This window comes from Brevibacillus schisleri (assembly GCF_055685845.1).
Genome location: NZ_JBVNDM010000001.1, coordinates 2,560,332 through 2,573,252 on the forward strand (window position 1 = coordinate 2,560,332; position 12,921 = coordinate 2,573,252).

Consider the following 12,921-nt stretch of genomic DNA (forward strand, 5'->3'; position numbering starts at 1 on the left):
GAAAATGGGGAGGAATTTTAGGGAGGGGAACACAAGGTGAAAGCAGATGCAGTCTTTGAAGGTGGCGGCGTAAAAGGAATCGCTTTTATCGGTGCCTTGCGAGTCATGGAGGAGAATGGATACACATGGGAAAGACTCGCAGGTACCTCGGCAGGCTCCATTGTTGCAGCTTTGCTCGGCGCAGGCTATTCCAGCCATGAGTTGAAACCGATCTTTGAAGAGCTGGATTACCTTCACTTTCTCAAACGCTCAGGGGTGGTTAGGCTCCCTCTCATCGGACCAATCTATGAACTAGTCGTGCGGGAAGGGATTTATCGAGCAGATCGAATCGAGTTGTTCATAGAGGAGTTGTTATTACGAAAAGGGGTACGAACATTCGGAGATCTTCCTCCCGGTAAGCTGAAGGTTGTCGCATCTGATGTCACAAACGGAAAAATGCTTATCCTTCCCGATGATTTGGCACGGTATGGTGTAGAACCCGATCATTTCCCTGTGGCACGAGCTGTTCGTATGTCTTCCTCCATTCCGTTCTTTTTTCAGCCTGCAAAGCTGAAAAGTGCTGGACATGTGCATTACATCGTCGATGGCGCATTATTGAGCAACTACCCCGTTTGGTTATTTGATGTACCGGGGACTCCGCGGTGGCCGACGATTGGTTTTCGTCTGACTGATGATCAAGACAAGAGAGAAGCGACTAGAATCAAAGGTCTTTTTTCCTTCTCCAGGGGATTGCTGGCGACTATGCTGGATGCTCATGATCGCCTGTATGTGGAAAAGGCAAAAGCCGTTCGGACGATTTTCATCCATACATTAGGGGTGAGAACCACTCAATTTCAGCTGTCAAAAGAAATCCGGCATCAATTGTTTGCGTCAGGGGAGGCAGCGGCTCACAAATTTTTGGCACAATGGGATTTTGAAGATTACGTCAAAGTGTTTCGCAATCATTCACCGAAAATGCTGGTCTAACAAAAAAACAGGTCGCCGATTCAGGCAACCTGTTTTTTTTAGTGGGAGATATTATTTTGCGATTTTTGGTCTTGTTTCTCTTTTTGCTTCCCTTTGCTGCCTTCGATCACACGAAACGGATGATCTTTTCGAGAAGGAGTCGACTGCTTTTTCACTGCTTGCCGAGCGATGGAGGTCTTTTGCTTCACCTTGACCTTTGGTTGTCTAGGTTTGCCTGCTCCAGCGCCTTGTGAAAAGAAGGAGCCGGTTTGTAAATAGTTGCGCACGACCAAGAAAAGGACAACGGATAATCCCAAGATGACAATCGTACTGATAGGATCATTGAAGAGGGTGACCAAAAATCCGTAAATCGCCAATACAATCACGATCAGAATCACTGGTGGAATGCGGCGTAACATAGGGCTTCACCTCTATGGGAATAAAAATGCCTCACGTTATCCGGTCGTAACCATTCTTTCCTGCACGTGCTTCTGATCAAGCTCCCGCATCTTTTGGAAGGAAGCGATGGCTACCTCGACTTGGCTGTCATCTGGTTCACGAGTTGTGATCTTTTGCAACCACAATCCTGGATAACCAAGGTAACGTAGGACGGGTACATCACGGAGCTTGTTTGTCCACTGCAAAACCTCATAAGAGACGCCGATTACCAGTGGCAAAAGAACAATGCGTTGTACGACCCTCTCCGTCAGGGAGTCATAACTAAACAGGGAGTAAATCACAACACCGACGAACACTGAAAAAATGAGAAAACTGCTCCCGCAACGATAATGCAGAGCGGAAAATTTTTGCACATTGGCTACTGTTAATTCTACCCCGGATTCGAACGCGTTAATCACTTTATGCTCGGCTCCATGGTATTGAAAAAGCCTTTTAATCAACGGCGTTTGTGCAATAGCAGTAATGTAGCCGAGGAGGAGCAAAATTTTAAATCCGCCTTCAGCCAACGTTTGAGGAACGCCATCCGGTACCCATTTTCCGAGTAAAAAGTCTGCCAGGAAAACGGGAACGAGTGTAAAGACGAATTTCCCGAACAGGAAGGAAAGTACCCCGACAACAGCAACACCTAAAATCATAGTGAGTTTCGATGGACTTTCAGAAGCTTCTTCTCCAGACTCCTTACTGTATTGTTCAGAGGCGAAGTTGAGATGTTTGGCCCCATTGGCGCTGGCTTCGACCAAACCAACAATCCCACGCAAAAACGGAATCTTTTTTAGCGTAGTAATCCATTTATATTCGGACCTTGGGGATTCAAAATACTCAATTTCATGATTTTTTTTGCGAACAGCTGTAACGGTCGTGGTTTTGCCACCGAACATAACACCTTCGATGACGGCCTGACCGCCGTAGCTAGGTACGTTTTGTTGCGCCAATTCAATCACCATCCTTACCACTATATTAACGGAAATGGTGACTTGAAGCTACAAGGAGTTCGTGTTTTTCCAACAAATGTAAAGCGGAAGTGAAAAGCTTAGAGGAAGAGCATACTAGAGAACAGAGGTGATGGAAATGGAAATAAGTAAGACAGGACGAAGGCACAAGCAAGCACGCATTTCCCATACAGAAGAAGGCAGGCAAGGGAGTAAAAGAGTCTCCTTCTCGAAGATTTTGGAGGTGGCATTCTGGGGAACGATTATTTGGGGGCTCGTTCGATTGATGGCTCACTTTTTGCACATGACCCCGTACGGAGTGGGAGCATTTGCACGCCCCTTTATCAGTATCGAGAACGAAAATACGTTTGCGAGCGTGTGCCTTGGTGGTATCGTGCTGTTCGTTGAAGCAGTCGTTGCTTCATTTGTGTTCAGCTTGCTATTTAGCCGTATCCGTGCGTGGTGGTTGGGGCTCGTCTACGGGGCGGTCATGTTAGGGATAGCGGGATTCTTCTTTCATATCGGAAATTGGGAGGTTGCCACCTTAAGTACGGAAGGCGCTTGGTATTTGACGTTTGGCTTGTTCATTGGGATGACAATCATGCTCGAGCAATCAGACGAGAATCATGCATGGAATGAGTACACAAGGTAGGAGGATTTCTCCGTTCCTTGTCAAAATGGATGTAACAATGTTCGAAATGTTGCTTTGGCGAATGTCTACTTTGGATTCAGAGCGGCTTGTGGTAAAATGTTTCATTAATAAAAAAACTTTTATAGGGAGAGGGATGGTCGATGACTTCCGTCTTGTTATTGAACGGGCCCAACCTGAATTTATTGGGGACAAGGGAGCCGGATGTTTACGGAAGGGAAACGCTGGAGGATGTGGTGACAATCCTGACGGTTGTCATGGATGAGTTGGGCGGAAAGCTTGAGCATCTCCAATCGAATCATGAAGGTGTCCTCATCGACGCGATTCATCAAGCGAGAGGTGTCCATGACGGTATCCTGATCAATCCAGGCGCATTCACCCATTACAGCTATGCGATCCGGGACGCTTTGGCCAGTGTGGCTCTTCCGACGATTGAAGTACATATTTCCAATATTCATACACGGGAACCATTTCGCCATCACTCAGTCATCGCACCTGTTACGATTGGACAAGTTGTCGGGTTGGGGATCGATGGATATGAATGGGCGTTAAGAGCGCTCGTCCGTAAAATCGAAAAAAAATAAAAGCTTTCAAAAAGGGGAAAAGGCTGCCATGAAACAACGTCTGCATAAATTGCGCGAGGCACTTATACAAGTGGGAGCAGAGGCGTTTATTACCGAAAAAACAGAGAATCGCTTCTACTTGAGCGGTTTCACTGGATCAACGGGATGGGTAATTGTCACGGAAACAGAAGCGTTTCTCGTCACTGATTTCCGCTATGTGGAACAAGCGCAAGAACAAGCACCTGAATTTACAGTGGTCAATAACGAAAGAAAAGCTGTGGAAGCGATGGCAAAGCTTTTGCAAGAAAAAGGGATCAAGCGATTGGCGTTTGAGAGCAGCGTGTCCTTTAGCACGTATCAGGAATGGAACAAAGGAATCGACGGAGTAGAGCTGGTGCCAACAAGCGGTCTGCTTGAAAAAATTCGCATGTTTAAAGACGAATCCGAGATGGTTATCATTCGTGAAGCGGTTCGTATCGCGGAAGCAGCATTTACGCATATTCAAAGCTACATCAAGCCAGGTGTGCGTGAATCCGATGTTGCCTTGGAATTGGAATACTTCATGCGCAAGCAAGGTGCGACAGGCTCAGCTTTTGATATCATCGTAGCGTCAGGTGTGCGCGGCGCTCTGCCACATGGGCGTGCGTCCGAGAAAGTGATTCAGGCAGGGGAAATGGTTACACTCGACTTTGGTGCTGCTTATCAGGGCTATCATTCCGATATTACACGCACATTGTCTGTGGGAGAGCCAGATCCGAAAATGCGTGAAATCTACGATATCGTTCTGCGTGCCCAGCTGGCAGGTTTAGAAGCACTGAAGCCAGGTGTATCCGCAAAAGACGCTGACGCAGCAACAAGAGATCTCATCACAGCAGCAGGCTATGGGGATGCCTATGGACATAGCGCAGGTCATGGTCTCGGATTGGAAGTTCACGAGCTGCCGGGGCTGTCGACTGTAAGCACCTTCGTATTGGAGCCAGGTATGCTCGTAACGATGGAGCCAGGCATTTATGTATCAGGACTTGGGGGCGTTCGGATCGAAGACGATGTGTGGATTACAGCTGATGGCCATGAGAACCTGAACAAGTCTACGAAAGAGTTGCTCATTTTGCCTGTGTAATTTATACTTATTCTGTTATTGATTGATTTGGGAGGACTACCATGATCTCTGTAAACGATTTTCGTACCGGTTTGACAATCGAAGTGGATGGCAATATTTTTACCGTGCTAGAATTCCAACACGTAAAACCAGGTAAAGGTGCGGCATTCGTTCGCTCCAAACTGCGCAATCTGCGTAGCGGCAACACGACAGAAATGACCTTCCGCGGCGGTGAAAAAGTTAACCCTGCCCGCATCGAATCCAGCACGATGCAATACCTGTATGCGAGTGGAGACGATTACACTTTCATGAATACGGAAACATATGAGCAAATGACGTTCACTCGCAACCAAATCGAGCGTGAACTGCGTTTCCTCAAGGAAAACATGAACGTGCAAATCATGCAGTACAACGGAGAAACAATCGGTATTCAATTGCCGAATACGGTTGAACTCGTTGTAACTGAATGTGAGCCAGGTGTAAAAGGTGACACTGCTTCTAACGTAACAAAGAAAGCAACCTTGGAAACTGGTTTCGTAGTAAACGTTCCTCTCTTCGTAGAAGAAGGAGAGCGTCTGATCATCGATACTCGTACGGAAGCATACGTTTCCCGCGCGTAAAAGTACGGATTGCAAGAAAAAGCTGTGCCCAAATGGGTGCAGCTTTTTTTATTTGCTTCGCCAATTGATGCGGGATTGTAAAAATTATGCATTTCCACTACATTTAGTAGTACAGAGAAATAGTGATGTGGAGGGGCATGGCTTTGAGAACGGAACAAGAAATGATGAACATGCTGATTGATTTCGCTAGGAAGGATGATCGAATCCGCTTGGTAACCTTGGAAGGGTCACGCACGAACAAAAATATACCCGCTGATCCTTTCCAGGATTATGATATTTCGTATTTTGTGACTGAGATGGCTTCTTTCAAGGAAAATGATCAATGGCTCGATGCTTTTGGGAATCGGATCATGATGCAAAAACCGGAAGATATGGAGCTTTTTCCGTCCGAGTTAGGGAATTGGTTTTCCTATCTCATGCTATTGGAGGATGGAAATAAAGTGGATCTGACGCTGATTCCGGTAGACGAGACAGAGCAGTATTTTGCAGATAGCGACGGTCTGGTTGAGATTTTGCTGGATAAAGACGAGCTAATCACACACGAGGTGCTCCCTACCGATCGCCAATATTGGACCCGGAAGCCAAGTGCCAGAGAGTTTGATGACTGCTGCAATGAATTTTGGATGGTCTCTACTTATGTTGTCAAAGGTTTGGCGAGAAAAGAAATTCTGTTTGCGATTGACCATCTCAACGAAATTGCCCGACCAAATTTGCTCCGCATGATGGCTTGGCAAATCGGATGTGAGAAAGGATTTACCTTTAGTGTCGGGAAAAACTACAAATTCATCGATCGCTATCTTCCAAAAGAAAGATTGGGAAGCGTTACTATCCACTTATCGCCAAAATGGCTACGAAGACATGTGGGAATCGTTATTCACTTGCTATGAGCTATTTCAAAAATACTCCAAAGCGGTGGCAGAAAGTCTCGAATATCCATATCCAGCTTACGATGAAGCCATTACGAAGTACGCGGAACATATTTACCATTCATGGAAGTGATGGATGGAACCCGACCGCCTTATTCAGGGCGGTTTTCTTATGTTTTATAGACGCTCGATCACCGAAGCTGGCGAGAAGAAAAAGCACAGGGCTCGTAGACCTGAACTACTACCCGTTAGATGGACACTTTGAAAAAAGTGACCGTCTAACGGTTTTTTGTGTTTTAATCATCATTAACGAGAAATGAGTGGGGATATGTTAGATGAGTAAAAACAGAATAAGTTTTACGGAACATGAGATACATATGTTAGAAAAAAATCAAAATGTACTTCGAGTAACAGGGAAAAACATCACGTATTCTCCTATGTTCAAATTTACCGCTGTACAGGCATATCGAGAGGGACAAACGCCGATTGAGATATTTCTTCAGGCAGGTTTCCCCTTAGAAATAATGGGTCGTCATACACCAAAAAAATGCTTACATCGATGGAGAAAAGTATGTACGACTTTTGGTGAAGCTGGATTAATTGAGGAGCGCAGAGGCAAGGGGAGCACCGGTAGAAAGTCAGAGGGAGAATTATCAGCAAAAGAAAAACTGAGACGTGCTGAAGCACGAATTAGGCTTCTGGAAGCAGAGAACGAACTTTTAAAAAAGCTAGAAGCGCTCGAAAGACAAACCAATAAGACGTTATCGTCTCCCGAGCGCTTTCAGCTTATTAGCATAGTTCTTCGTAAACATGGCTTGAAGCGTGTAACCCGTTATCTATGCCAGATTGCTGAAGTGAGCTCAAGTGGCTATTATCGCTGGTGTAGTGCTGAGGAACAGCGACAAATTCGAGAAGAAGCCGACGAACGAGACTTCCTGCTCATCAAGGAGCATTTCGAAACTCGAAAAGGGAGAGCAGGAGTGCTGGTCATTAAAATGAGATTGGAGCGAATGAACGGTGTCGTGATGAATCATAAAAAGATTCGTCGTCTTATGCAAAAGTTTAAGCTAGTCACTCTTATTCGGAAAGCGAATCCGTATCGAAAAATGGCCAAGGCTACTCAGGAACACCGCACATGCCCAAACCTACTTAAACGTCAGTTTGATCAAGGTATACCCGAGAAGGTTCTACTTACTGACATTACTTATTTGCGCTATGGTACTGGTCAATGGGCATATTTGTCTTGCGTAAAAGATGGGGCGACCAAACAGATTTTGGCACACTATCTGTCTTCGACATTGGAGTTATCACTAGTGAAACGGACACTAGACTTATTAATCAAACGATTGGACGGTAACGTCCATCCTGATGCTATTTTTCATTCGGATCAAGGAATGCACTACACTCATCTTACAACGAGGCGCCTTATTGCTGAGGCTGGTTTTAAGCAGTCGATGTCTCGCAAAGGTAACTGCTGGGACAACGCTTCAATGGAATCGTTCTTCGGTCATATGAAAGACGAACTCGAATATAAGGACTGTGTTTCACTTCAAGAGTTGCGTCAACGCGTCAACGAATATGTAACCTATTACAATTCAGAGCGTTATCAGTGGACATTAAAAAAGATGACTCCTGATGAAACCAGAAATCATCTCATTGCTGCTTAATTTGCAACAGGCTCTTTTTAAATACTGTCTATTTCTAGGGGAGTAGTTCAACCTTGACAACGCCTACCCAGTCGGAACTTAAAAAAGGGGACCGCTTGTCGAACACTTCTTCTTCGAGAAACATCCGCCCGTAGGGTGGCTTTGGCTCGACGGTCCCCTTTTTTAAGTGTAGACGGCCAGTGATTCCCCCTTTGCTGGCGTGTCAGAGTCGAAGAGCACTGTGCTTTTTCTTCTCCTCCACCATGTTGACTCAAACTTTTTTAAAAAAATGCATTCCTTTTTGGAAAGAAAATACAAAATGATCCGTTAATCCATATGAACCTGCCAAAACGAACGCTGCGCAGCGAACTTTTTTGAAATGGGAGGATTTCCTTTGCAGGATGATTGGTTGCTCATACAACAGGTACAAAAAGGGAATCGGGATGCCTACGCGCACCTGGTTGACAAGTACAAAGAACGGTTATACAGCTATCTTTATCGAATGACGGGACAGCAGCAGGATGCTCAAGACCTGACACAAGAGGCCTTCATCAAAGCGTACTGTCAACTCGATAAATATAAGCCGACAGATGCTTTCTTGGCCTGGCTGTATCGGATTGCGTCTAACTTGTGTATAGACGCCTGGCGCAAGAACAAGCACTACGCCAAAACACCTTTGGAAGAGACTAGACTGATTGAATCTGATACACCCGAAAAAGCGTATTTGGAAAAAGAAAAGCAAGATACCTTGCAGCAGCAAATCATGGCGTTGGGGGAAGAATACCGCGTTGTGTTTATGCTGAAATACTTGGAACAGATGAGCTACAAAGAGATTAGCGAAATTTTGCATGTTCCGGTTACAACTGTACAAATGCGTATCCATCACGCCAAGAAAAAGCTCCGGGCTAGTATCGCGCAAGAAATGTCAGGAGGTGCTGCTATCTATGAATTGCTCCAAAACTGAAGAGTTGCGCAGGTATTTGACTGGTGAGCTATCTGAAGGTGATGCTAGACTGCTGGAACGACATGTCGAAGACTGCTTGCTCTGTCAGAGGCTGATGATGGAGGAAGAGGATAGCAACGAGGGGTTCCCGAGCCTGCACGTTCCAAGCGCGTTGCCCACAGATTTTACTTCCCGGGTGATGACGGCGTTAGAGCAAGTGCAATTGCCAAAGCCAAAACCAAACTGGAAAAAAAGGAGTGTAAACATTTTGAAGAAAACAGCGTTAGCTGTGGCGAGTGTCACAGCAATCATTACGTTTGGGTCCATGGTGTCTCCGACTTTTGCGAGCTACGTAAACAGTGTCATACAATCTATACAAGGTATCGACCAAGGAATGAAGCAGGCAGCTGAGAAGGGTTATGTTCAGGAAATCAATAAAAAGGTGACGGATCAAGGAATTACACTGGTTGTAAAAGAAGTTGTTGCGGATCCAGTGCGGATGGCGATCATTGCAAATATCGTGGATCAAAATGGCAAGCGTATCCCGTTTGATGTGGAAAAAGACGGATTGTCCCTTACTTACAAAACCAAGTCAGGTGAAGACCTGAATCCTGGGGGAGGGGGCTATACCTACGGTGAGGAAGGAGAGTATCTTGTCGTCAGCCATGATATTTTCCGATTCCTGAAAGATAGCAAGACATTGCCGGATGAGATCATCGTCGGTGTCGAAGCAACGATTCTGGGTGGGAAAGAAGGAAACTGGAAGGTTGAATTTCCCATTGATATGAAAAAGACGAGGGAAGTAGCAAACCATACAGAGATCGGGCAAACGTACACGACACCGCAAGGAATAAAAATCAATTTCCAAAACATCATGACGGTTCCGAGTACCAGTTTGCTAGAGTTGGAAACAGTCTGGACAAAAGAAAGAGAAGAACAAATCCAAAAATGGAAAGAGCAAAATGGCTGGATTGTAAAAGAACCAAAAACAGGTATGTTTACAGAAGCCCAGAGGAAGGAGAGGTATTTCATCGACATGGGCGTAGCGTTCCAAATATACGATGAAAAAGGGAATGTAGTAGCAGGCTGGGACGATGCCTTGCATGAAGAGCTTAACCAAATTCGAAAGAACAACGTAAATCATTCGTACAGAGGAAAAGTGCATAATGACGGGAAAGGAGTTACGAAATGGAACGGGATAACTCCACTAGCAAAGGATCAAACGTACAAATTAAAAATGCACTCCCTGTACCTGTATGAGCCATCGAAATTTCAGGCATCCATCCCGGTGGATACCTTGTTAAAGGATAAGGTGGCCGTGACGAACAGTGACAGTACCTATACCTTAACGGGCTTTACCTTAAAAACAACGGAGGACGAAGAAAAAATCGGGGATGAGACCTATTTTGGAAAAGGTGCTCTGATTTCGTTCTCGGCTATACTGCCAGAAGGAATCGTCTACACGACTGAATGGTCGGCACAGGATGAGTCCAAACAAACTTACAATGTAAAGCTTCAAGGAACAACCTATACAAGAGGCAAGGACGGAAGAGTACATGTTACAGGAACATTCTTCATCCGCGACCTTGAAAAACAGCCAAAAGAGCTAAAGCTGTCACACGCTATTCAACAACGCCAATACCAAGACCTCAATTGGGAAGTTCCGTTTGACACGTCCAATAACACCAAACGCTAAAACAAGATAGACAAATCCCCCTCCTGGATGTAAAAGAGGGGGATTTCGTTTTTATCTGCTTCCAAACCATTCCCACAGCTTCAACACAAACGCCGTAATACCAGCAGCCATCAAAGGCCCGACGGGAATACCCCGAAAAAACACAATGCCAATAATCGAGCCAATCACTAGACCGACGATCATATGTGGCTCCGAGCGTAGCAAATCGAGTCCTTTTCCATTCATCCAGGTGGCAATGGCCCCACCAGCCAGTGCGGTTAAGCCGACAACCGTAGTGAAAAGAGGCGTGACGTCTTTCCATGATATTTTTTCGCTGGCGAATGGAACCAGTACGGAAATGGTCAAAAAGAGCAGCCCGAGCTCCAATCCGCGCCGTTCTACTGTTGGGAAAAAACGCTCCAGTGCCGTTAGCTTCAACACCAATAATATACTTGCGGCAGTCGCAATAATCGGTGAGCGCCCAATAAGACCGATAACGATTAGGATGACCAGCATTACTTCTCCAGACATCATTGGCATCAAAACCCCTGTCCCTGTTCTCTTTTCACATTATGAGACAAGGTGTGGGAGTATGCGTTTCTCCTTGATGTAGGGGACGATTTGATACTGATCCACTTGAGCACAGTACCGTATGTCGCTTGCTAGATGGTGCTGGATGAGCCTTTTTCCTGTTGTCGTGTGGGGTAGCAGCTCGCTCAGTTTTCCCGCGTAATAAAGGTAGCTCGCCTTTAGCACTTCACCCAGATCACAGATTTGGATGCTCGGTAACGATTGCTGTGCCTGTGCAATCATCAAGCCGGCAGCCAGACCGTCTTCCAGAGCGAATTCCGACCGGGTACCTGCACAGTACAGAGTTATGTCGAGATGATACGAAAGAGCGTGCCGCATGCATGCGGTGGCATTCAAGAAGCAGCCGATCAAGAGAGCAGTGGCGCGTTCTGCTTTTTGGATCGCACGAGTCCCGTTCGTCGTGGTGAGAATAAGCTGGCTACCCGTTTTCCCCAAACCTGCGATTTCGGTTGGTGAGTTATTGCAGTCGAATTCGGGGATTTTTTTGCAGTGGCGTTCCCCGGCCAAAATACAGTCGCTCGTGCGTAGGGAGTTCGCTTGCCCAATGGTTTCGACCGGGATGACGCTGCGAAATCCATTACCTAATGCGGTGACAATCGTACTGGAGGCACGAAGCACATCGATGACGATGACTACATGATTGCTGATCTGTTCAAAACGAATTTCTTCCACGGTCGGCACCACCTCTATTCGCACGGAAAACACCTCCCTCTATCCATGATTAGGGCTGTATCGCCGCGCAATCCGCGCCGTAGCGTCTCCAGAGAGAATACATCCGTATAGGCAATATTTCCGAGGTTCACTTCGCTGCCAATGGCCTTGATGAAGCAGACCTGTTGATCCTTTTGTGGTGCTTCCCAGATCAGACGGGAGGCCTTTTCTTTGGCCGCCGCGACAATGTCTAAAACGAAGGAATCGTCAATCTTGCCATCCCCGTCACACACGCCGACGGTACCACTTTCTCTCGCTTCCACAATCACGTGACTGGCCCCATTGTGCAGGTCAAAGCTAAGCGTCTCCAGCAATTCCTCTCGACAAGTGCGATAGTCGGCAGCTTTTTTTCCGACCTCTGTGTAGACCACCAGATCGTTGTCTAACGCGTAATTGATGGCTTCCTGGCGCTGTGCAAAGGATAAAGGGAACGTTCCATCGGATATTTCCACCGCAGAAAAACCGAGAGAGCGAATCAGCTTCATATAATCTGCAATTGAATTGTGGCGAATGGCGATTTCAAAAAAAGTTCCTCCTGGCATGATGTGTACACCAAATTTCTTTGCAAGGGTCAGTTTTTGGTTGAGTATTTCGGGGGGGTACAGAGCAAGGGTGCCAAAACCGAGTTTGTATAGATCGATATAGGGAGCAGCCAGCGCGAACAAGTCGGAATATGCAGTAAGTCCAAGGCCTTTGTCAATGACCATGGTTAAGCCCTTCACACGGGGCTTCTCTCGTATTTGCCCGGACGGGTTTGCCCAGCTATCAGGTAAAAACGATTGATCACACTCTACCATCGGCAAGTTCCTCATTTCTTCTAGGCGTATGGTTCAGTGTATGCCCAGTGAAGGGGAGGAGTGAGGGCAATAGCCTATAGAGATGATTCAAAAAGTGCTGAAATGATGTGGTACAGGCATAGAGTGAAAGGAGGGGAGGACGAGACGGTATGTTGGAAAAAGCGATTATGGGTATGGCAGCACTTAGGGTCTTTTCAGGCAGTATCGAGATCATTGCAGCTTTGCTCATTTTGAAAGTGAACCAGGTCGAAAAAGCTCTGCTCATTAATTCAGGGCTTGCGATTGTTGGGCCAATTATCTTGATCACCACTACTACAATCGGTTTGTTAGGCATGTCGGATCGGGTTAGCTTCGCCAAAATAGCCTGGATTCTGGTGGGGATCTCGTGCATCTTGATTGGTGTCCGTAAATAATTACCCATTTCCTTC

Annotated in this window: 14 protein-coding genes and 1 pseudogene; 10 read left to right on the forward strand and 5 right to left on the reverse strand. The window is 46.2% G+C overall.

All coding sequences use genetic code 11. The annotated features are described in order from the left end of the window. Positions 1-36: 36 nt before the first annotated feature. On the forward strand, positions 37-966 hold the full coding sequence (locus tag ACUUHJ_RS12695; protein WP_472299044.1) for a patatin-like phospholipase family protein: 930 nt from the start codon (positions 37-39) through the stop codon (positions 964-966). A gap of 38 nt (positions 967-1,004) precedes the next feature. Here the strand turns inward: ACUUHJ_RS12695 and ACUUHJ_RS12700 are convergent, their stop codons facing one another. Next, positions 1,005-1,364 (reverse strand): ABC transporter C family protein, encoded by a 360-nt coding sequence (locus tag ACUUHJ_RS12700; RefSeq protein ID WP_289677574.1) that lies wholly within the window; start codon positions 1,362-1,364, stop codon positions 1,005-1,007. Between the two features lie 36 nt (positions 1,365-1,400). After that, positions 1,401-2,348: a DUF1385 domain-containing protein gene (locus tag ACUUHJ_RS12705; protein WP_050763827.1), complete on the reverse strand. Its 948-nt coding sequence runs from the start codon at positions 2,346-2,348 to the stop codon at positions 1,401-1,403. A 124-nt stretch (positions 2,349-2,472) separates the two neighbouring features. Between ACUUHJ_RS12705 and ACUUHJ_RS12710 the strand changes: the two genes are divergently transcribed. The 8 genes and pseudogenes from ACUUHJ_RS12710 (at position 2,473) to ACUUHJ_RS12745 (ending at position 10,415) form a co-directional block, all read left to right on the forward strand. Further along, positions 2,473-2,985 (forward strand): YqhR family membrane protein, encoded by a 513-nt coding sequence (locus ACUUHJ_RS12710; RefSeq protein ID WP_289677575.1) that lies wholly within the window; start codon positions 2,473-2,475, stop codon positions 2,983-2,985. 140 nt (positions 2,986-3,125) lie between these two features. Then, positions 3,126-3,566, forward strand: a complete 441-nt coding sequence (aroQ, locus tag ACUUHJ_RS12715; protein ID WP_289677576.1) for a type II 3-dehydroquinate dehydratase — start codon at positions 3,126-3,128, stop codon at positions 3,564-3,566. Between the two features lie 28 nt (positions 3,567-3,594). Then, positions 3,595-4,665, forward strand: coding sequence for a M24 family metallopeptidase (locus ACUUHJ_RS12720; protein ID WP_472299045.1), 1,071 nt, complete (start codon positions 3,595-3,597; stop codon positions 4,663-4,665). Positions 4,666-4,706: 41 nt separating this feature from the next. Next, positions 4,707-5,264, forward strand: a complete 558-nt coding sequence (gene efp, locus ACUUHJ_RS12725) for an elongation factor P (protein WP_472299046.1) — start codon at positions 4,707-4,709, stop codon at positions 5,262-5,264. Between the two features lie 143 nt (positions 5,265-5,407). Beyond that, positions 5,408-6,263 (forward strand): annotated as a pseudogene (gene ant(6) / locus ACUUHJ_RS12730) (aminoglycoside 6-adenylyltransferase). Positions 6,264-6,507: 244 nt separating this feature from the next. Beyond that, complete coding sequence (locus ACUUHJ_RS12735; RefSeq protein WP_289673973.1) at positions 6,508-7,797, forward strand: IS3 family transposase; 1,290 nt, start codon at positions 6,508-6,510, stop codon at positions 7,795-7,797. 373 nt (positions 7,798-8,170) lie between these two features. Then, positions 8,171-8,740 carry an RNA polymerase sigma factor gene (locus ACUUHJ_RS12740; RefSeq protein WP_064199881.1) on the forward strand — a complete coding sequence of 190 codons (570 nt, stop codon included), beginning with the start codon at positions 8,171-8,173 and terminating at the stop codon, positions 8,738-8,740. Further along, positions 8,721-10,415, forward strand: coding sequence for a DUF4179 domain-containing protein (locus ACUUHJ_RS12745; protein ID WP_472299047.1), 1,695 nt, complete (start codon positions 8,721-8,723; stop codon positions 10,413-10,415). The genes ACUUHJ_RS12740 and ACUUHJ_RS12745 overlap by 20 nt, the downstream gene beginning before the upstream one ends. A 51-nt stretch (positions 10,416-10,466) precedes the next feature. Here the strand turns inward: ACUUHJ_RS12745 and ACUUHJ_RS12750 are convergent, their stop codons facing one another. The 3 genes from ACUUHJ_RS12750 to comA are packed head-to-tail and all read right to left on the reverse strand — an operon-like array spanning position 10,467 to position 12,493. Beyond that, complete coding sequence (locus ACUUHJ_RS12750; RefSeq protein ID WP_012686015.1) at positions 10,467-10,928, reverse strand: DUF441 domain-containing protein; 462 nt, start codon at positions 10,926-10,928, stop codon at positions 10,467-10,469. 36 nt (positions 10,929-10,964) lie between these two features. After that, a complete protein-coding gene (locus ACUUHJ_RS12755; RefSeq protein ID WP_012686016.1) occupies positions 10,965-11,681 on the reverse strand; it encodes a 2-phosphosulfolactate phosphatase in 717 nt (238 codons plus the stop codon). Then, positions 11,672-12,493, reverse strand: a complete 822-nt coding sequence (gene comA, locus ACUUHJ_RS12760) for a phosphosulfolactate synthase (RefSeq protein ID WP_472299048.1) — start codon at positions 12,491-12,493, stop codon at positions 11,672-11,674. Before comA ends, ACUUHJ_RS12755 begins: the two co-directional genes overlap by 10 nt. Positions 12,494-12,642: 149 nt before the next feature. Here comA and ACUUHJ_RS12765 point away from each other — a divergent pair, with 149 nt between their 5' ends. Continuing rightward, positions 12,643-12,906: a YqhV family protein gene (locus ACUUHJ_RS12765; protein WP_007725730.1), complete on the forward strand. Its 264-nt coding sequence runs from the start codon at positions 12,643-12,645 to the stop codon at positions 12,904-12,906. Positions 12,907-12,921 lie beyond the last annotated feature (15 nt).